Here is a 20,377-nt window from a genome sequence, read left to right as displayed (position 1 = left end):
TTTTTGCTTTCGCCTTCGGCTACATTGGGCCCGCCTTGGGCCGCTAGCTCAGCTGGTAGAGCGCTGCGTTCGCAATGCAGAGGTCAGGAGTTCGATCCTCCTGCGGTCCACCATCGGGCGGTTAGCTCAGATGGGAGAGCGCATGCTTCACACGCATGAGGTCACTGGTTCGATCCCAGTATCGCCCACCCGATAAGAAGCCCCTTCGCAACACGTTGCGGAGGGGTTTTTCGCGTCAGGTGCATTCAGTACTGATATCTGGCACAATGGGGATCGATGAAGTGCGGCGGGGCGCAAGCGTGGTTCGCCGGCAGGAACCCCACCCTGGGAAGGGAGAACGCGCCATGCCCCGCAGTACACGTATCGCCCTGCTCGTCACGCTGGCCCTCGTGGCCTCCGTCCCCGGCCGCGCACTCGATGCGGCAGCGCTCACGAATGCCGATCGCGCCTTGACGGCGATCCCGCGCGACTCGGGCCTCGACGTGCTCTCCAGCTACGCGCTCGTCATCCTGCCGGAGAGCCACGGCAACAGCGTGAACTACGACATGACCAACAGCCTCGCGGCCGACTACCTGTCCTACGTCGAGGGCGGTGGGGGGCTCTGGGTCTCGCAGCCCAATCCCTTCGGGCACATCGGGCACACGGCCACGATCACCTGGGTGCCCTACCTGCTGACGCTCTACTATTACTACGATCTCAACGACTGCCCTCCCGTGATCGTCGATGCCGAGCACTGCATCGCGGTGGACCTTCCCGCCGCGCAGTTCTCCTATCCTGGCGACACCGCCACGGAGTTCGGCCCCGAGTGGCATGTCGTGGTCGAAGGGGCCATGACGGGGAACCCCTCGGTCTTCACGGCGGAGCACGGCAGCGGCCGGATCCTGGTGGAACTCGGGCACCCCGGCAACTCCTACTGCCCCGTCCCGGACGAGGTGCTGCAGCGCTACGTGGAGTGCACGCTGTCGCCGACCTCGGGCGTGGAGCGGAGTTCCTGGAGCGCGGTCAAGGCGCGCTACGAGTAGGCCGGGGGTTCGCACCGTCGGACGCTGGCCCGGTCGAACGACCCAACTGACGCAGTCTGTCAAGCTTTCCTTTGAAGGCCACTCGTTTCGCCTAGGGGCCCATGTGGGCGAGCCCTGCGGAAGATTCGTCCTCTCGAAATGTCGCAGAGCGCGCGTTCGCCGTCGGCACGCGGTTTTCGCGCGCGTCGGCTCCGTCGCAGCGGTCAGCTTCTTCCCGCGGTAACTCCAACGTTACTGCATGCAGTGCCTTGCAGCGCACCGCTCTTCCAGCACTTCATCCGGATCTGATCACTTGGCTGTCACCGGTGTTTTCCGCGGCTGACCATCGGCCCGGAGTTCAACGCGGTTTTCTCCGGATTAGGCCCACACTGTGCTTGCCAGAATGCAAGCGACAGGAGATCTTGCCGGATGCATACATCACAGGACACCATCGACAATCGGCGGAACGATGCCAGTTCGCATTTCCCCTCTCCGATGCGGCTAGGTCGCGCACAACTGCACGCCGCCCTGGGCGCGCTTGTGCTGCTCGGCACCCTCTTCGCCGCGACCGCCGGTTGCGACAAGAAGGGGCTGCCGGCCGCACCGCCGGATGGGGCCGAGGACAGCTCGCCCTGCGTCCTCTTCGTGACGACGCCGTCGGGAGGCGACACCCTCGTCGTCGGCCAGCAGTACTCGCTCGAGTGGGCGGTCAGCGACTGCGGCGACCGCGTGAAGATCGAGCTGTGGCAGGCGGGCGAGCCCGTCGCGGCCATCGCGAACTTCTCCAAGAATGACGGCGACTACACCTGGACCGCCGCGCAGGTGGACAGCGCCACCGACGACTACCAGGTTCGCGTCGAGGACCTCACCAGCGGCTCCGACGCGTTCAGCGAGGCCTTCACCATCGCGGTGCCGCCGGTGAACGAGGAAGATCCCCCGGCCTGCACCATCGCGGTGACGAGCCCCGACGGCGGCGAGAGCTGGACCGTGGGCACGGAGCACGAGATCACCTGGGACGTGAGCGACTGCGGCGGCGGCGTGGCCATCGAGCTGTGGCAGGACGGCGACCTCGTCGACACGCTGAGCAACGAGACCACCAACGACGGCAGCTATATGTGGACCGCCGAGCAGTTCGGCGGCCAGAGCGCGAACTACCGGATCCGCATCCGCGACCTGTCGAGCGGCGCGGCGGACGAGAGCGACGGCGTCTTCTCCGTCCCCGTGCCCGACGCCGAGTGCCAGGTGCGCGTGCTCGCGCCCAACGGCGGCGAGAGCTGGACGGCGGGCACCACGCACACGATCCGCTGGGACGTGAGCGACTGCGGCGCGATGGTCAGGATCGAACTGTGGCGCGCCGGCGATCTGGCGCAGGTGCTGACCAACCAGACCGGCAACGACGGCACGCACAGCTGGACCGTCGCCCAGGTGGATGGCGCCACCTCGAACTACCGCATCCGCATCATCGATCTGGAGAGCGACAGCTGGGACGAGAGCGACAGCGCCTTCTCGATCGTCGACACGCCCGCCTGCGACATCGCCATGCTCGATCCCAACGGCGGCGAGGTGCTGACCGAGGGTCAGACCTACACGCTCAACTGGGAGCGCAGCGACTGCGGCGGTCTCGTCTCCCTCGAGCTGCTGCGCGACGCCACGGTGGTGCGCAGCATCGCCGCCGGCACGGCCAACGACGGCACCCACACCTGGACGCCCACCCGCGACGGCACGGCCACCGACGGCTACCGCGTCCGCGTGACCGACCTGGTGAGCGGCGCCACGGACACCAGCGACGCCGCGTTCTCCATCGTCGAGCCCGGCGCGGGCGGCGACTGCACGCTCACGGTGACCTATCCCGACGGCGGCGAGGAATTGGTGGAGGGGTCGGAGTACTCGATCAGCTGGAACCGCAGCGACTGCGGCGCGGAGGTGGCGCTGGAGCTGTGGCGTGGCGGCGAGATGGTGAGCACCATCGCCGCCAGCACGGCCAACGACGGCAGCTACGGCTGGATCGCGAGCCAGGACGGCGGCGCGACCACCGGCTATCGCATCCTCGTGCGCGATCTGGACAGCGGCGTCGAGGACATGAGCGACGACACCTTCCAGATCCCCGACGACGTCCCCAGCCCCGACGACTACTACTGCGTCAAGATCGGCGGCACGCGCACCAGCGGCCGCAGCACGGGCGACATCAGCGCCTTCGGCTGGGCGAACGCGGACTGCTACGGCACGATCGCCGCGGCCGTCGCCGAGATGGGCCCCGGCGACCAGGTGTGGGTGGACGACGGCACCTACGAGGAGGACGTCAACCTGCGGGTCGAGAAGTCCGGCAGCGCGAGCGACTACACCGTGGTGCGCGCGCGCAACGCCGGCCGGGCGACGCTGCTGAACCAGGACTACACGATCAACCTGAGGGGCACGTCCTACGTCGAGGTGATGGGCTTCCGGGTCATCGACAGCGCCCTGGCGCCGATCTACGTGCACGACTCCGCGCACCACTTCAAGTTCTTCCGCATCAGCTGGAACGGGCGCACGGGCCTGGTGACGGACGGCAGCCACCACGGCCTGCTCGAGGACTGCTACGCCTACGGCGGCCCGCACCGCTACGCCTTCCAGGTGAGCAACGGTGCGAACAACATCATCTTCCGCCGCTGCCTGGTGCGCTGGGACTTCTCGCTCACCCAGGAGCCGCAGGGCTGCTTCGCCAGCTACACCTGCGACAAGATCTACTACCAGAACTGCATCAGCATCGACGGCACGGACAACAAGGGCATCGACACGCCCAACGTGGACGGCCTCAAGTCCTACTTCACGCCCAACGGCAGCACGGACTGCCACTACGAGGGCTGCATCAGCATCGCCATGCAGGGCGCCGCGGGCTGGTGGCTCGAGGGGACGACCGCGATCGGCACCCTCACCGACTGCATCGCGTGGAACCACCTGACCAACGCCGCCGACGAGACCGACACCTACGATCCGTACAGCTTCGCCTCCACGGCGGACGTGGGCAGCTGGTCGCTGCGCAACTGCACCTTCGGCATCAACAACCTGGGCCGCCGCCCCGTGACCTTCGACATGTACAACGACGAGTCCATGCGCGACTGCATCATCATGAGCATGACGCTGGACAGCGGCCAGTACGCCGTCTCCGACCACCTGGACGACGGCGACTACAACGTCTACTGGGGCAACACCGGCGGCCGGAACATCGACGGCAGCATGGGCTCGCACTCGCGCACGGACATCAACCCGCTGACGAGCGGTCTCGTCTCGCCGGTGGAGGTGCAGCTCGGGAGCGTGCTGGGCTCCGCGGGCGAGGGCGGCGGCCGCGTCGGCGCGCGCATCGTGACGAAGATCGGCGCCAGCGGCAGCCTGGTTGGCGAGTCGGGCTGGGATCAGGACACGGGCGAGTCGCTCTGGCCCTGGCCCTACGAGGACCAGATCCGCGAGGACTGCAGCCAGTTCAACATGTCCGCCGGCGAGGCCTACCCGGGCAGCCCGGTCATGAACGGCGCGCGCGGCTTCTGCGCGCCGGGGCAGACGCTGACGAACTACGTCCTCAACTACCCGCTGCAGTAGACCTTCCGATTGTGGCGAACGGCGGCCCCTGATCCAGGGGCCGCCGTCTTTGCTCTTCCCGACGATTTCGGACCTTGACATCCTTCGTCCTTGGGTGTAATTGGACCTGTAGGTAAGAATATCCACTTAGCGGGGGCGCCGTGTTTTCCCAGACCGTCGACTACGCGCTTCGCGTCGCCACCTGGCTCGCCGCCAGTGGCGGCGAGTCCAGTACATCCCGGGAAATCGCAGAGGCCACTGGGGTCCCGTCCGGCTATCTGGTCAAGGTGCTACAGACGCTGCGTCGTGCCGGGCTGCTGGAGTGCCAGCGCGGGCTGGGGGGAGGGTGCCGGCTGGCGCGCCCCGCCACCGAGATCACGATCCTCGAGGTGGTCAACGCCATCGATCCCATACGGCGGATCGAACGCTGCCCCCTGGGCCGGGAGCACCGGGGCGAGACGCTCTGCCCGCTTCACCGCAAGATGGACGCCGCGATCGCGGAGATCGAAGGTGCCTTCAGCAGCACGCTGCTTGCGGACCTGATCGTGGTCCACGACGACAACAGCCCGCTCTGCCGGCCGTCGCCGGATGCGGGCCCGGGACGCTGATCCCAGCAGGAGGTCAAGACGATGCGTTCGAAAGCCGTTTCCGTTCTCGTACTGCTCGCGCTCGGCGTGCTGACCCTCATTGTGGCGGCGAGCCCGTCTCTGGCGCAGCCGGCTGCTGACGCCGGCGTGGCGGGCAAGTGCATGACCTGCCACAAGGAGAAGTCGCCCGGTCTCTACAAGCAATGGTACGGCAGCGAACACGCAAAGCACAACGTGACTTGCCTGGACTGCCACCAGGCCGCGCGGGGCGACGCCGACGCCTTCGAGCACGAAGGTGCGCAGATCGCCACATTGGTCACGCCCAAGGACTGCAGCCGCTGCCACGAGCGCGAGGCCGCCGAGGTGGGGAACTCCTACCACGCGCACGCGGGCGAGATCCTTGAATCCAACGATGCCTACCTTGCCCATGCCGCCGGCGGCGCGCCGGCCGCGATCGCGGGCTGCGCGAGTTGCCATGGCAGCAAGGTGAAGATCGACCCGTCGAGCCCGAACAGGCTGGACATCACCAGTTGGCCCAACAGCGGCATCGGCCGGATCAATCCCGACGGCAGCAAGGGCGCTTGCTCGGCCTGCCACACTCGCCACGCCTTCAGCCGAGCGCAGGCGCGCCGCCCCGAGTCCTGCTCCAAGTGCCACCTGGGCCCGGACCATCCCCAGAAGGAGATCTACGAAGAGAGCAAGCACGGAAACGCCTACTACACCCACGTTGACGACATGAACTTGAACGCCGACCGCTGGATCGTCGGCGTGGACTACTACGAGGCGCCCACCTGCGCGACCTGCCACATGTCGGCGACGCGCGATCAGGCCGTCACGCACGACGTCGGCCAGCGCATCAGCTGGACGCTTCGTCCGCCCGTCTCCAAGACCAAGGAGAACTGGGAGACGAAGCGCGCGAACATGAAGAACGTCTGCCAGGCCTGCCATGGCCAGCGCTTCGTAGACGGCCACTACGCCCAGTACGACGGCGTCGTGAACCTCTACAACGAGAAGTTCGCAAAGCCCGGCCTCGCGCTCTACCAGTTCGCGAAAGAGAAGGGGCTCGGCGAGGGCAAGGCCGCGTTCTCCAACAAGTACGAATGGACCTGGTGGGAGGTCTGGCACCACGAGGGCCGGCGGGCCCGGCACGGCGCGGCGATGATGGGGCCGGACTACACCTGGTGGCACGGCATCTACGACGTCGCCCAGCACTTCTACTTCAAGTACATCCCCGAGCTGCGCGAGCTGAACGACCCCGAGCTCAACGCCAAGATCGATGCGATGCTCGCCGATCCCTTCCACGCGTGGCTGCAGCGTCCGACCGCAGAGATCAAGGCAGACATCCAGTCAGGGAAGATGCAGGAACTCTACGCGAAGATGTACCGAGTGAAGCAGTAGAGGCGCGACATGTTCCGACGATTCCGACACCTCATCCTCGGACTGTCGACCAACTGGATCGGCATCGCGGGCGTCGTTCTGACGACCACGGCCTTCGTTCTGTTCGTCTTCATGGAGCTGCTGCGGGTATCCGGCATCGTGACGAACGCCTACGTGGGCCTCGTCAGCTACATGGCGCTGCCGCTGCTGTTCATCGTGGGCCTGCTGCTCATTCCTGTGGGCTGGGCCCGTCTGCGCAGGCAGACGGGCAAGACAACGCGGGAGCTGCTGGACTCGCGCTTCCCCCTGGAGATGACGAGGTTGACCAGCCTCGGTTCGAGCTTGGTGGGCACGTTGGCGGTGCTGACCATTGCCAATATCCTCTTTCTCGGGCTGGGCGGCGCGCGCATGCTGCACTTCATGGACAGCGCCAGGTTCTGCGGGACCGCCTGCCACAGCGTGATGAATCCGGAGTGGGTGGCCTACCAGCGTTCGCCGCACGCGCACGTGGCCTGCGTCGAGTGCCACGTGGGCGAGGGCGCGAAGGCATTGGTGGATGCGAAACTCAATGGACTCTGGCAGATCGTCTCGGCGACCTTTGACCTTTACGAGCGGCCGATCCCCACGCCCGTGCACAACCTGAGGCCGGCGCGAGAGACCTGCGAGAGGTGCCACTGGCCGGAGAAGTTCTACGGGGAGCGTGTGAAGACGCTCGTCCGCCACGAATTCGACGCTGCCTCGACACCGCGCTATACCACCCTCGCGCTGAAGGTGGGTTCGGGCGCGAGCGAGGAGCGGGGGACCATCCACTGGCACGTGGCGCCGGCCAACGCTGTCCGCTACCAGAGCGTGGACCCAGAGCGGCTGGAAATGGCCTGGGTCGAAGTGAAGCGCGGCGACAGCTATCACCGCTACACGAACCGCGCGCTCGATGGCGCGGCGACCGCCGAAACCGACGCGCGGGAGATGGACTGCGTCGACTGCCACAACCGGGCGACTCACATCTACTGGGATCCGGAGGATGCCGTGGACCACGCCCTGGTGGCCGGAGGCATCGACCGAGCGATTCCCTACGCCAAGCGCGTGGCGCTCGACGCCCTCACGGGTTCCTATCCGGTGGACGATGCCGCCGCAGGCGTGGCGCGCGCGGTGCTGGGCGACTACCGACGCGAAGATCCGGAAGCGCTCACGGAGTTCGGTCCCCAGATCGACGCCATGGTGGCCACGCTGCAGGACATCCGGACGGCCAACGTGCATCCGGGGATGAACATCGACTGGAACAGTTACCCCTCGCACATCGGCCACAAACGCTCGGGCGGATGCTTCCGCTGCCACAATGCCGACATGGTGGACGAGACCGGGCGCGCGATCAGTCACGACTGCACGCTCTGTCACTCGATCTTGGCCTATGACAGCGAATCGCCGTTCCAGTTCCTGCTGCCCACCGACGAAGCCGACCCCGATCGCCGCATGCACGAGTACCTGCGCGACGAGTTCCTGGCCGGCGGCCCCTGATCCAGGGGCCGCCAGCCGCAAGCCTACTTCACCAGCACCGCGCGCCGCGTGGCCACGCCGTCTTCCGTCTCGAGGCGAACCAGATAGACGCCCGAGCTCACGGCGCGGCCGCGATCGTCCTCGCCGCCCCAGCGGCGCTCGTGGTCGCCCGCGGCCATGCGCTCGCCGTCGAGCAGACGGCGGACCTGGCGGCCGGCAACGTCGTGCACGCTGAGCGTCACGCGCTGCGCGCGCGCCAGCTGAAAGCGGAGCGTGGTAGCGGGGTTGAAGGGGTTGGGGTAACTGGCCAGCGCCGTGGGGGCGGGGGCGGTGTCGCCGGGCACGGCCGTCAGGTCGCGGCACTGCTCGTAGAGCATCGTCAACCCCGCGGAGCCCGAGGCCAGGACGACGGCGCCATCCATCACGGTGATGCCCGAGGGCGAACCGCTCACGTCCACGCCGCCGACGTTCACCGCGGCGGCCGGGTCGGTGACGTCCACCACCCGCACCTCCGCGCCCGCGGTGGCGACGTAGGCGATGAAGCCGGTCACGGCGACGTCGAAGCACTGCGCGTGCGCGTCGATCAGGCCGAGTTGCACCGGCGCGTTGGGCGAGGCGACGTCGACCACCAGCACGCCGGCCGCGTCCACGGCCACGTAGAGCCGGTCGCTTTCGAGATCCATGTCCCAGGCTTCGGCCGGCGTGGCGAGGCTCGCCACCTCGACGGGCGCGGAGGGCGTGGAGACGTCGAACACGCGCAGCCCGCCGCTGCGATCGCCGACGAAGACGTGGTCACCGCGCAGCAGCACGCTCACCGCGTTGCCCGGCGTGTCGGCGCCGCCGACGAAGACCGGCGCGGCGGGGTTCGTCACGTCGAAGACCTGCAGGCCCGCGGCGTCGGCCGCCACGTAGGCGAAGCCGCCGGCCACGGCGACGTCCTTGGCCAGACCGCTCGGCGTCGGCGCGGCGCCCAGCGCCTGCGGCGCGGCGGGATTGGCCACCGAGACCACCTGAAGGCCGTTCGTGGAGTTGGCCAGGTAGACGAGATCGCCGTCCACGAAGAGATCGGTGGTCTCGCCGGGCAGCGGCAACTCGCCGGCCAGCACGGGCGCGGCCGGGTTCGACAGGTCCACGATGCGCAGCCCGTCGTGGTGGTTCGCCACGTAGGCGTGCGTGCCGGCGACCACGACGTCCGACGACCAGCCCGTGAGGTAGAGGGAGCCCAGCACGGGCGCCACGTTCGGCGACGGGATCGACACCACCTGCAGCCCGCCGCTCTGCACGGGCAGGTAGGCGAGGGCGGCGCCGGCGTCCAGGGTCAGGTTGCGCGCCAAGCCCGGGGCGCGCAGGTCGGCGAGCACGGTGGGCGTCGCGGGGTCGGCGACGTCGATGGTGAAGAGCAGCCCCGTGCCGGTGGTCATGTAGGCCAGGTCGCCGTCGACGGCCACGCCATCCATCTCGCCGAAGCCCAGGGTCTGCGCCAGGCCGAGCTCGGTGGGGACAAGCGGATCGCTGACGTCGATCGTCACCAGCCCGAGATCGAAGAGCCCGACGTACACGATATTGCCGGCCAGCGCGAGGTCGTGCGTGCGGCTGCCCAGCGGCAGCGTCGCCACGATGGCCGGCAGCGCCGGGTCGGTCACGTCGATCACGAGCAGGCCGGTCAGGGCGTCGGCCAGGAAGACGTACCCGCCCGACACCGCCAGCTGCTGCGCCCGGTCTGGTGTGTCCACCGCTCCGAGGAGGGTCGGCGCGCTGGGGTCGGCGATGTCCACGATCTCGAGCCCGGCCTCGCTGACGGCCACGTAGGCCCGCGAGCCCACGATCGCGACGCCGAGGGCGTCCGCCGGCGTGGCGAGGGCGCCGAGGAGCTGCGGGCTGGTGGGGGTGGAGACGTCCACCAGCTGCAGGCCGCCGGCGGCCGTGGTGACGGCGAGGAGGTCGCCTGCCAGGGCCAGATCGCTGGCCGTGCCGGGCAGCGGGAGCGTGGCGACCACGGCGAGCTGGAGCGGATCGCTGCGGTCGATCACCTGGAGGCCGCCGGCGCCGTCGGCCACGTAGGCGATCGTGCCGTCCAGGACCACGTCCATGGCCGAGCCGGGCGTGTCCACGCCGGTGAGCCAGTACTGGAAGTCCGCGTAGTTCAGGCAGTCCTGGGCGAGGGCCAGGGCGGGGAGGAGGAGCAGTGCCAGGAGCGCCGCGAGGGGCCGGTGAAGGCCGCGAGGAGAGCCGTGGAAGGACATGGGGTTCCTTTCTGAGCGAGGGCGAGCGACATGGGGGAAGAGGGCGCTGCGTTCCCTAAGATGTCCGGCTGGGGTAAATCATAGCACAATCCTTGTGCCGCTGAGAATGTGGCTGGCGGGTCCAGCCCCCACCGCTGGGGTGGAAACGCCGTCGTCACCCTCCATGCTGGGTCCCGAGGCGGCGATCCGACCCCGAAATCGCCCAGCCACATTTTCGGCGGCACAAGGTTTAGGTTGCCAAAGCGCCTGGAATACCCCATGCTTAGTCCCAGGTAATCATCCGCAGACGACTGCGGCGGTTCTCGCGACTCGGGCCGTCAAGAGAACCGGGTGAGGTGGGTCTCACCGCCTTCCGGAGCGCCCTGCAAAGGAGGTGATCCAGTGAGTTCAGGTATATGCGGTTTGGCGGAGGTGACGTCCCCGTAGCTACGGGCAACCCTCGTCACCGCTGACTTGGGATCATTTCCCGCCTGGCGGGGAACCCAACGTCACCGATGCCGACCCATTCGGGGCCCCGCCACTCGGCGGGGCCCCACTTTTTTGTCCTTGCCGATTTCGGACTCGGGGGTAGCCTATGGGTGGCGGCGCTGCCCACCGGCGGGGCCGACGGGAGGTGGACATGGCAGACAAGCACGAGGGCTGCGTGTCGAAGGCGGGGGGACCGAAACTGGCGACGGCGCCGCCCCCCCACGACGACGCGCCGACGAACGGGGGCACTCCAATGGTGACGGCGCGCGTGGGGCAGGTCGCCCCGGACTTCGAGGCCACGGCGTACGCCAACGGCGCATTCCAGAACATCACGCTCAGCGACTACCGGGGGCAGTGGGTCGTCCTCTGCTTCTACCCGGGCGACTTCACCTTCGTCTGACCCACCGAGCTGGCCGCGGTCGCGGCCAACCATCGCAAGCTCGAGGCGCTGGGCGTGAAGGTGCTCTCCATGAGCACGGACAGCCGCTTCACCCACAAGATCTGGCAGGCCGAGGAGCTGTCCAAGATGGTGGACGGCGGCGTGCCCTTTCCCATGCTCACGGACGCGGGCGGCCGCATCGGCCAGATCTACGGCGTCTACGACGAGGATGGCGGCGTGGACATCCGCGGGCGCTTCCTCATCGACCCCGACGGCGTGATCCAGGCCATGGAGGTGATGACCCCGCCCGTGGGCCGCAACTTCGCCGAACTCGAACGGCAGGTGCAGGCCTTCCAGCTCGTGCGGGAGACCGGCGGCGCGCAGGCCACGCCCGCGGGCTGGATGCCCGGCAAGCCCACGCTCGAGGTGGGGCCGGAGCTGGTGGGCAAGGTGTGGAAGGTCTGGAAGCCCTAGGGCTTGCGCTCCGTGGCTGGCTGCCTATCCTGAGCGGACACTTTCGGGAGGCCCCATGGAACGCACCTTTCACCACGACCGCGACGCCCTGCACGGCATGACCGTGGTCGTGACCGGGCAGGGCGTCGTGCACGTCGGCCGCTGCGACGACATCCGCGGCGGCCACATCCTGCTCCTCGACGTCGGCTGGCACCGCGACGGCGAAGACCCCGGCAGCCGCGACGAGTACCTCCGCAAGGCCGTGGCCTTCGGCGTCTTCCCGCGCGCGCGCCGGCTCGAGCTGCCGATGGAGCAGGTGGAGTCGATCGCGCTGCTGGGGGAGCTGGCCCGCGGGGCGGGCGATGCCTGACGACGATCCCCGCCACCGTCCGCCGCCCTACAGCACCGATCTCGAGGTGCTGGCGAACGAGGTGGAGATCACCGTATACCGTGCGTCGGGCCCGGGCGGGCAGCATCGCAACACCACGGACAGCGCGGTGCGCGTCCACCATCCGCCCAGCGGCGTCACCGTGGTCGCCACCGAGCACCGCTCCCAGCTCCGCAACCGCACGCTGGCGATGGAGCGGCTCGCCGCGCGCCTGGCGCAGCTGAATCACCGTCCCAAGAAGCGCCGGCCGACGGCAGTGCCGGCAGCGGTGCGGCGGAAGCGTCTCGAGCAGAAGCGCCTGCAGGGCGACAAGAAGCGGATGCGCGGCCGGCCGGAGGGCGAGGACTAGTCGACGGGCTGATCTGACAGCACGGCCTCGAGCCGATCGAGGTTCTGCTCGTTCGCCGGCCCCACGATGTGACGGATCCGCTCGCCCACAGCGGGGTCGTCGAAGACCTGATGCCAGTCGATCCGCGTGCCGCCATGCTCGGGCGCCAGCGTCACCGTCAGCACGTAGAACGGCGCGCAATCGTGCCGGATGACGATGCGCGCGGGCCGCTCCAGCTCGACGAAGGTGCTCTCGTTGTGGTAGTGGCCCGCCTCCGGTCCGTGCATCGTGAAGATCCAGCGCCCGCCGGGCGTGAACTCGAAGGTCTCGAAGGTGTTGGTGAAGCCCGCGGGGCCCCACCAGCGCTCGAGCAACTCGCGACGCGCGAAGGCCGCCCAGACCCGCTCGGGGGCGTGGGGAATCTCGCGGCTGCTGTGGAAGACACCCTCGCGCCCAGTCGTCTCGTCCATGCGTCTCCTTTGAGCTACACCGTCCGCCCCATCCAGCGCCGCGTGCGGAAGTACACGGCGAACAGGAAGGGCGGCAACGACGCGGACACCACGAAGGTCCACCACACCAGCGGGTAGGGCCAGCCCCAGACCCGCGTGGCCAGGTAGACGGCCGGCACCTGCAGGATCCAGGTGTAGAACAGGTTGAAGGCCAGCGGTACGCGGGTCTCGCCGGCGCCGGAGCAGGTCATCTCGAACATGATGCCGACGCCCTGGAAAGGCAGTGCAACGGCGATGATGCGCAGGGTCGTCACGGCGATCGACGCCTCGGGGCCGCCGCCGAAGAAGGCCGCGGCGATGGCCGGCGCGCCCAGCATGAGCAGGGCGCCGTAGACCGCCATCGCGCCACCGCTGAACTGCACCGAGCGCACGGCCGTCTCCCAGGTGCGCTGCAGCTTGCCGGCGCCCAGAGTCTGGCCAATCAGCGCGGAGAGGCCGAGGCCCATGCCGACGATCAGCATGATGCCGAAGCCCATCACCCGCTGCGCCATGCCGAAGGCGGCCACGACCTGCGTGCCGAAGGCGGCGATCCAGGGCAGCACCACCGTGCGGCCGAGCGCGAAGGACAGCGACCCCACGCCCGCGGGCGCGCCGATCTTGAGCATGCGGCCCATGCGCGCCGCGGAGATCGGCAGCTCGCCGTGCAGGTGGAGGCGCACGTTGCTGCGGCCGGCGAAGAAGATCCACAGCCCGGCGGCGAAGGTGCTGCCGTAGGCGATCACGCTGGCGAGCGCGGCGCCGGCGATGCCCATCTCGGGGAAGGGCCCCACGCCGAAGATGAACAGCGGGTCGAGCAACAGGTTGAGCACGTTGCCGGCGATCATGAGCAGCATGGCCTTCACCGGGTCGGCCACGCCGCGCAGGGCGGTGAAGATCGTCCAGCTCGAGAAGCCCGCGCCCAGCCCGATCAGGTAGACGCGCCCGTAGGCCACCGCCTGGTCGAAAGCCTCCGGGGTCGTGCCCACCAGACGCAGCCCGCGCGTCAGCATGGCGTAGCCGATGCCGCCCACCACGAAGGCGAGGGCGAGCTTGAGCAGGATCGCGTCCTTGATCGCCGCCTCGGTGCCGGCGATGTCCCGCTCGCCATAGCGGCGGCTGATCACCGCCACCGAACCCGCGCCGGCGATCTGGTTGACGCTCGTGATCACCCACAGGAAGGGGAAGAAGAAGGTCAGCGCGGCGACGGGCGCGCCCTCGAGGCGGCTGACCCAGAGCATGTCCACGATGTCGTAGATGGACGAGACGCCGAAGCCGATCATCGACGGCAGGCCCATGCGCACCACGGCGCGCACGACGCTGCCCTCGGTGAAGTCTGCTCTCGGGGGGGTGGGCCGCGGTGCGGCCAGTGTGCTCACGCGTGGATGGCGCGACCGTCCACGGCCAGCGCGGCCTCCTTGACCGCCTCGGCCAGGGTCGGATGCGCGTGGCAGGCCCGGGCGATGTCCTCCGCGCTCGCGCCGAACGCCATGGACGTGGCCGCCTCGGCCACCAGCTCGCCCGCCATCGGCCCCACGATGTGCACGCCCAGCACGCGGTCGGTCTTCTCGTGCGCGAGGATCTTCACGCGGCCGTCGATCTCGGCCATCGCCCGCGCGCGGCTGTTGGCCCTGAAGTGGAAGACGCCCTTCCGGTAGGGCGTGCCCTCCTCCTTCAGCGTCTCCTCGGTCTTGCCCACGCCCGCCACCTCGGGGTGCGTGTAGACCACGCCGGGGATGGTGTCGTAGTCCACGTGCCCGTAGCGGCCCGCGATGGCCTCCACGCAGGCGACGCCCTCTTCCTCGGCCTTGTGGGCGAGCATGGGGCCGGCGATCACGTCGCCGATGGCGTAGACGCCCTCCACCGCCGTCGCGAAGTTCTTGCCCACGGGGATGCGGCCGCGCGCGTCGGTGGCGAGACCGATGGCGTCCAGGCCCAGGCCCTCGGTGTTGGGCAGACGGCCGGTGGACACCAGCACGCGGTCGCAGCGGATCGTCTCCTTGCCCTCGACCTCCACTTCGGGACGACGGTTCTTCACCGCCACGCCGGTGACGCGCGCGCCGAGCGTGAAGCTCAGGTCCTGCCGCTTCAGCAGGCGCTGCGCCTCGCGGGCGATCTCGGCATCCATGCCGGGCAGGATGCGATCCAGGTACTCGAGCACGGTGACCTTGCTGCCGAGCCGCGCCCAGACCGAGCCCAGCTCGAGGCCGATGGCGCCGGCGCCGATCACCACGAGATGCCCCGGCACGTCGCTCCACGCCAGCGCCTCGGTGCTGCCACCGACGCGGTCGCCGTCGAGCTCCACGTTCGGCAGGGTGCCCACGCGGCTGCCCGTGGCGATGATGATCCTCTTGGCGGCGATCGTCTCCTCGCCGGCGCTCGAGGTCACGGCCACGGTGCCCGGCCCGGCGAAGCGCGCCGTGCCAGCGTACCGAGTGACCCCCGCGCGTTTGAACAGCGCCGCGATGCCGTCGGTCAGGCCGGTGACGACCTCGTCCTTGCGCGCCATCATGGCGGCGAGGTCGAGCGTCACCTTGCCCAGCTTGACGCCGTGGGCGTCCAGGCCCTCCTTGGCGCGCGCGAAGTGCAGGCTCGACTCGAGCAGGGCCTTGCTGGGCACGCAGCCCACGCGCAGGCAGGTGCCGCCGAGGCGGTCCTCCTTCTCGATGCAGGCCACGTCGAGGCCCAGCTGCGCGGCGCGCAGGGCGGCCACGTAGCCGCCGGGGCCGGCGCCGATGATGAGGAGCTCGTGCGTCTGCGCCGTCGTCGTCATCGTCCCTAGATCTCCAGGAGAATGCGGGTGGGGTCCTCCACGCCGCTCTTGATGCGGCGCAGGAAGGTGACGGCCTCGCGGCCGTCGATCAGGCGGTGGTCGTAGCTCATGGCGATGTACATCATCGGGCGCACGACGATCTGGCCGTCCACCACCACGGCACGGTCTTGAATGGCGTGCAGGCCGAGGATCGCGCTCTGCGGCGCGTTCACGATGGGCGTCGAGAGCAGGTTGCCGTAGATGCCGCCGTTCGAGATGCTGAAGGTGCCGCCCGAGAGCTCCTCGAGCGTGAGCTTGTTGTCCTTGGCGCGAGCGGCGAAGTCGCCGATGGCCTTCTCGACGCCCGCGAAGCTCAGGCGCTCGGCGTCGCGCAGGATCGGCACCACCAGGCCCTTGCCGCCGCCCACGGCCACGCCGATGTCGAAGTAGTCGCGGTAGACGATCTCGTCGCCGTCGATGCGCGCGTTCACCGCGGGGAAGGCCTTGAGCGCCTCCACGGCCGCCTTCACGAAGAAGGACATGATCCCGAGCTTCACGCCGTGCGCGGCCTGGAACTGCTCCTGCACCTGCTTGCGCAGGGCCATGACGCCGCTCATGTCCACCTCGTTGAAGGTGGTGAGCAGGGCCGCGTTGTGCTGTGCCTCGAGCAGATGCTGCGCGACCTTCTTGCGCAGGGGCGTCATGCGGACGCGCTCCTCGGCCCGCGCGCCGGCGGGCGCGGCCGGTGCCGGGACTTCCGCGGCGGGAGCGGGGGCTTCGAGCGCGCGCTGGACGTCTTCCTTGAGGACGCGGTTCCCTGGGCCGGTGCCCTTGACGCCACTGGCATCCACACCCGACTCGGCCGCGAGTCGCGCCGCCGCGGGCATGACAATCGTCGCGGCCTCCGCGGACTCCGTCCGCGGAGCCTCGTGCTCGGGGGAAGACTCGCGCGTGGCGGACTGCTCGGGCGCAGGCGCCTCGCCGCCGTTCCCGCCCCCGGGGGCGGGTTCCGCGTCCACGCTGCCGGCGGGCAGTTCCTCGAGCTCCGCGATGGCCTCGCCCACGGTGGCCGTCTCGCCGGCGGCCTTGAGGATGCGCTTCACCACGCAGTCGGTGGGGGCGGGCACCTCGCTGGTGATCTTGTCGGTCTCGATGACCACCAGGTTCGCGTCCTGGGCGACCTTGCCGCCCTCGTCCACGAGCCACTCGCTGATCAGCACCTCGGTGATGGACTCGCCGAAGGATGGCACCGTCAGTTCCACAACACAGCCTCCCGGCTAGTTCTTGGCGAAGGCGGCCTCGATCAGCCGCTCCTGCTCCAGACGATGACTGCTCGCGAAGCCGGTGGCCGGGCTGGCCGAGGCGTCGCGATAGATGCCGTCGAAGGGGTGCGCGCCCCAGAGCGTGGTGCCGAAGCGCGCGAGCCAGTAGCGCCACGCGCCCATGTTCTCCGGCTCCTCCTGCACCCAGTAGGCGGGCGTGTTCACCGGGTAGTCCATGAGGGCGCGTTGCAGCAGCTCGTCGCGGAAGGGATAGAGCTGCTCGATGCGCAGGATGGCCACGTCGTCGTGCCCGCCCTCCTCGCGCGCGGCCACCAGATCGAAGTAGATCTTGCCCGAGCAGAGCAGGATGCGCCGCACCTTGCGCGCGTCCTTGCCGCGCGGCAGCGCGTCCTCGATCACCCGTTTGAAGCCGCCGCGCGACAGCTCGGCCAGATCGGAGCTGCAGGCCGGCAGGCGCAGGAGGCTCTTGGGCGTCATCACGATCAGCGGCTTGCGATACGGGCGCAGCACCTGCCGCCGCAGGACGTGGAAGTACTGCGCGGGCGTGCTGGGGTAGACCACCTGGATGTTGTCCTCGGCGCACAGCGTGAGATAGCGCTCGAGCCGCGCGCTGGAGTGCTCGGGACCCTGGCCCTCGAAGCCGTGGGGGAGCAGCAGCACGAGGCCGTTCAGGCGCTGCCACTTGTCCTCGGCGCTGCTGATGAACTGGTCGATGATCACCTGCGCCGCATTGGCGAAGTCGCCGAACTGCGCCTCCCAGATGACCAGCGCCTCGGGACGGTCCAGCGCGTAGCCGTACTCGAAGCCCAGCACGCCGTTCTCCGACAGCGGGCTGTTGAGCAGCTCCACCGGCGCCTGCTTCGGGTCGAGGTGCTGCAGCGGCAGGTGAAGCGCGCCGGTCTCCTGATCCACGATGCCCGCGTGCCGCTGGCTGAAGGTGCCGCGAATGCTGTCCTGGCCGCTGAGGCGAAGGGGATGGCCGTCCACGGCCACGCTCGCGAAGGCCAGCGACTCGGCCGTGGCCCAGTCGAGCGGCTTCTCGCCGCCGGCCATCTCGGCGCGCGCGTCGAGCAGGCGCTGGACCTTCGGGTGCACGTGGAAGCCCTCGGGCATGCGCGTCTGCGCGAGGAGCAGCGACTTCAGCCGCTCCACCGGCACGCCGGTGCGCACCTCGGCGGCGTCGGCGTCCGGGCCGCCCTGGTAGTCGGCCCACCAGCCCGTGCGCTCGCGCGAGGGCTGCTTGAAGTCCGGGCTGCGCGCCGCCTCGTACTCGCGCTCGAGCAGCTGCCGGCGCGCCTTGGCGATGTTGTCGGCCATCCCGCGCGTCGTGCCGCCCAGCTTGAGCAGGCGCTTCAGGTAGCTCTCGCGTACGTTCTCCATGGCGCGGATCGCCTTGTACATGAGCGGCTGCGTGAAGCTCGGCTCGTCGCCCTCGTTGTGGCCGTACTTGCGGTAGCAGTACATGTCGATGACCGCGTCGCGCTGGTACTCCCGCCGGAAGTCCAGCGCCAGGCGCACGGCCTGGGCCACGGCCTCGGGGTCTTCGCCGTTGACGTGGAAGATCGGCACCTGGAGCATCTTGGCCACGGTGGTGGCGTAGGTGTTCGAGCGGCCCTCCTCGGGGCTCGTCGAGAAGCCGATCTGGTTGTTCACCACGACGTGCAGCGTGCCGCCCGTGCGGTAGCCGGGCAGCTCGCTCAGGTTCAGCGTCTCCTGCACGATGCCCTGGCCCGCGAAGGCCGCGTCGCCGTGGATGAGAATCGTCATGCCCTTCGTGCGGTCGCTGTCGCCGAAGCGGTCCTGGCGCGAGCGCATGCGGCCGAGGGCGACGGCGTCCACGTACTCCAGGTGGCTCGGGTTGAAGCAGAGCGAGACGCGCACCTTGCGGCCCTTGCTGGTCACCCAGCGGCCGGAGTGGCCCATGTGGTACTTCACGTCGTCGCGGCCGAGGTGCTCTTCGGGGTCGCGGTCCTCGAACTCGCGGAAGATCAGCCGCAGTCCCTTGCCGATGATGTTCGCCAGCACGTTGAGCCGCCCGCGGTGCGCCATGCCGATGACGACCAGGTCGACGCCCTCGTCGCCGGCCTTGGTGATCGCGAGGTCGAGCAGGGGGATCAGGCTCTCGGCGCCTTCGAGACTGAAGCGCTTGGCGCCCAGGTACTTCTTCTGGATGAACTCCTCGAAGAGCACCGCGTCGGTGAGCTTGATCAGGATGCGCAGCTGCTCCATCTGGCTCAGCGCGATCCGGTTGCGGCTCTCCTCCATGCGGGCGCGCAGCCAGGTCTTGGGCGCCACGTCGTCGATGTGCATGTACTGCACGCCGATGGAGCGCGTGTAGGTCTCGCGCAGGCGCTCGAGGATCTCGCGCAGGGTCAGCCGGCCGCCCTCGCGGCCCACGAGCGTATTCGCGCTGAAGCGCAGGTCCATGTGCTCGGGGCCGAGGCCGTAGTAGCTGGGCTCCAGCTCGGGGTGCGGCGCGCGCGGCAGGCCGAGCGGATCGAAGCGCGCGATCAGGTGGCCGCGCACGCGATAGGCGCGCACGATCTCGTCCACGCGGTCCTGCAGGGCGATGGCCGCGTCGGCCTCGCCACCGGGCGCCGCCGGGCCACCGGGGTCGAAGATGCTGCGCTTGGGGAAGTGCGGGGCGCCGTTGGGGCCGGGCGCGGCGCCGAGTTCCTCGTCCAGGGCGGCGAAGTAGGCGCGCCAGTCCGGGGAAACGCTGCCGGGGTCGGCGCGATAGGCGGCGTAGAGAGCCTCGACGAAGGGCAGGCTGGCGCTGTTGCTGGCGATGTCGCGTGCCATGGTCGGAGTCGACGTCTCTCCTCGCCCCGCCTCCGCAGCGGGGGCCTCCATTTAAAGGTATCGTGAGGGTGGAAGCCAGGGGTTAAGCGTCTTTTTCCACGAAAGTTGCGCGATTCTAAGCGGAGTCGCAGGGCTTCAATTCGCCGATGCGTCGAGGGCCCAGCGCAGGTAGGCCGGCAGGGTGGCGGCGGCGTCGATCAGCAGGCCTTCGGGGACGTCGTAGGGGTGCAGCGCCGCGAGCCGCGCGAGGCAGTCCGCGCCGCGGACGGTCTTCGCCAGCAGCAGCAGTTCCTCGCCGCGCTCGTGCTCGCCTCGCCAGCGGTAGTGGCTCACCAGCCCGGGCAGGAGCTGGACGCAGGCGGCGAGGCCTTCGTCCACCAGCGCGGCGGCGATGCGCTCGCCGGTGGCGGCGTCGGGGACGGTGCTCATCAGGAGCTGGAGGCGGGGTTCAGGCGCGGAGTCGCTCACGGGGCTCCTCCTCCAAGGGCTCCGCCAGCTCCGCCAGCGCAAAGCCCAGGCGCAGGGCGCGGGTGCTCTCGGGATCGCCGCCCAGCAGCTCCACCAGCTCGGCGGCCTTGAGCGCCGCGCCCTGGACCTGAAGCTCCACCACGACGCTGGCCGAGTCGCCCCCCTCGAGCAAGCGCTCCGCCTCGGGGAACTCGCCGGGCGTGGCCGGCCGCAGGGCGCGCAGCGTGGGACGGAACTCCATCTCACGCAGCCGCCGCTTGCGTTCGCGGGTCAGCACGATGCTCTCGCGCGCCAGCAGCGCGTCGCAGGCGGATTGC

The 20,377-nt window shown here is 69.3% G+C and carries 16 protein-coding genes and 2 tRNA genes; 10 read left to right on the top strand and 8 right to left on the bottom strand.

Going from position 1 to position 20,377, the window contains the following annotated elements; all coding sequences use genetic code 11:
• The first annotated feature begins 37 nt into the window (after window positions 1–37).
• From H6693_07530 to H6693_07500, 7 genes are all read left to right on the top strand, one after another.
• Window positions 38–113, top strand: a tRNA-Ala gene (locus tag H6693_07530).
• A 2-nt stretch (window positions 114–115) separates the two neighbouring features.
• Window positions 116–188 (top strand) — tRNA-Val (locus tag H6693_07525).
• Between the two features lie 156 nt (window positions 189–344).
• Window positions 345–1,022 (top strand): hypothetical protein, encoded by a 678-nt coding sequence (locus H6693_07520; GenBank protein ID MCB9516029.1) that lies wholly within the window; start codon window positions 345–347, stop codon window positions 1,020–1,022.
• Between the two features lie 474 nt (window positions 1,023–1,496).
• Window positions 1,497–4,574: a hypothetical protein gene (locus H6693_07515; protein MCB9516028.1), complete on the top strand. Its 3,078-nt coding sequence runs from the start codon at window positions 1,497–1,499 to the stop codon at window positions 4,572–4,574.
• A 140-nt stretch (window positions 4,575–4,714) separates the two neighbouring features.
• Window positions 4,715–5,161 carry an Rrf2 family transcriptional regulator gene (locus H6693_07510; protein MCB9516027.1) on the top strand — a complete coding sequence of 149 codons (447 nt, stop codon included), beginning with the start codon at window positions 4,715–4,717 and terminating at the stop codon, window positions 5,159–5,161.
• A 21-nt stretch (window positions 5,162–5,182) separates the two neighbouring features.
• Window positions 5,183–6,538: a hypothetical protein gene (locus H6693_07505; protein MCB9516026.1), complete on the top strand. Its 1,356-nt coding sequence runs from the start codon at window positions 5,183–5,185 to the stop codon at window positions 6,536–6,538.
• A gap of 9 nt (window positions 6,539–6,547) precedes the next feature.
• Window positions 6,548–8,032 (top strand): NapC/NirT family cytochrome c, encoded by a 1,485-nt coding sequence (locus H6693_07500; protein MCB9516025.1) that lies wholly within the window; start codon window positions 6,548–6,550, stop codon window positions 8,030–8,032.
• A 23-nt stretch (window positions 8,033–8,055) separates the two neighbouring features.
• On the opposite strand, the gene H6693_07495 is transcribed toward H6693_07500, so the two are convergent.
• Window positions 8,056–10,254 carry a T9SS type A sorting domain-containing protein gene (locus H6693_07495; protein MCB9516024.1) on the bottom strand — a complete coding sequence of 733 codons (2,199 nt, stop codon included), beginning with the start codon at window positions 10,252–10,254 and terminating at the stop codon, window positions 8,056–8,058.
• A 619-nt stretch (window positions 10,255–10,873) separates the two neighbouring features.
• On the opposite strand from H6693_07495, the gene H6693_07490 reads away from it, so the two are divergent.
• Genes H6693_07490 through H6693_07480 form a run of 3 tightly spaced genes read left to right on the top strand, consistent with a single transcriptional unit; the run spans window position 10,874 to window position 12,291 of the window.
• Window positions 10,874–11,575 (top strand): peroxiredoxin, encoded by a 702-nt coding sequence (locus H6693_07490; GenBank protein MCB9516023.1) that lies wholly within the window; start codon window positions 10,874–10,876, stop codon window positions 11,573–11,575.
• A 55-nt stretch (window positions 11,576–11,630) separates the two neighbouring features.
• Window positions 11,631–11,924: a hypothetical protein gene (locus H6693_07485; protein MCB9516022.1), complete on the top strand. Its 294-nt coding sequence runs from the start codon at window positions 11,631–11,633 to the stop codon at window positions 11,922–11,924.
• Window positions 11,917–12,291, top strand: a complete 375-nt coding sequence (locus tag H6693_07480; GenBank protein MCB9516021.1) for a peptide chain release factor-like protein — start codon at window positions 11,917–11,919, stop codon at window positions 12,289–12,291. Before H6693_07485 ends, H6693_07480 begins: the two co-directional genes overlap by 8 nt.
• Here H6693_07480 and H6693_07475 read toward each other — a convergent pair.
• The 7 genes from H6693_07475 to H6693_07445 form a co-directional block, all read right to left on the bottom strand.
• Window positions 12,288–12,740, bottom strand: a complete 453-nt coding sequence (locus H6693_07475; GenBank protein MCB9516020.1) for an SRPBCC domain-containing protein — start codon at window positions 12,738–12,740, stop codon at window positions 12,288–12,290. The two genes, H6693_07480 and H6693_07475, sit on opposite strands and share 4 nt — an antisense overlap.
• A gap of 14 nt (window positions 12,741–12,754) precedes the next feature.
• Window positions 12,755–14,134 (bottom strand): MATE family efflux transporter, encoded by a 1,380-nt coding sequence (locus H6693_07470; protein MCB9516019.1) that lies wholly within the window; start codon window positions 14,132–14,134, stop codon window positions 12,755–12,757.
• The gene (gene lpdA / locus H6693_07465; GenBank protein ID MCB9516018.1) at window positions 14,131–15,528 is read right to left on the bottom strand and encodes a dihydrolipoyl dehydrogenase; all 1,398 of its coding nucleotides are present in this window, start codon (window positions 15,526–15,528) and stop codon (window positions 14,131–14,133) included. Before lpdA ends, H6693_07470 begins: the two co-directional genes overlap by 4 nt.
• 5 nt (window positions 15,529–15,533) lie before the next feature.
• Window positions 15,534–16,769 carry a 2-oxoglutarate dehydrogenase complex dihydrolipoyllysine-residue succinyltransferase gene (odhB, locus tag H6693_07460; protein ID MCB9516017.1) on the bottom strand — a complete coding sequence of 412 codons (1,236 nt, stop codon included), beginning with the start codon at window positions 16,767–16,769 and terminating at the stop codon, window positions 15,534–15,536.
• Window positions 16,770–16,784: 15 nt separating this feature from the next.
• Window positions 16,785–19,592 (bottom strand): 2-oxoglutarate dehydrogenase E1 component, encoded by a 2,808-nt coding sequence (locus tag H6693_07455; GenBank protein ID MCB9516016.1) that lies wholly within the window; start codon window positions 19,590–19,592, stop codon window positions 16,785–16,787.
• 135 nt (window positions 19,593–19,727) lie between these two features.
• A complete protein-coding gene (locus tag H6693_07450) occupies window positions 19,728–20,021 on the bottom strand; it encodes a divalent-cation tolerance protein CutA (GenBank protein ID MCB9516015.1) in 294 nt (97 codons plus the stop codon).
• A 19-nt stretch (window positions 20,022–20,040) separates the two neighbouring features.
• Window positions 20,041–20,377 (bottom strand): hypothetical protein (locus tag H6693_07445; protein MCB9516014.1); only part of this gene is annotated, 337 nt, incomplete at its 5' end.

Source organism: Candidatus Latescibacterota bacterium, assembly GCA_020633725.1.
Taxonomy (GTDB): Bacteria; Krumholzibacteriota; Krumholzibacteriia; order JACNKJ01; family JACNKJ01; genus VGXI01.
Note: the sequence above shows the minus strand (reverse complement) of the source record. Positions and strands in the feature narration are given on the sequence as shown.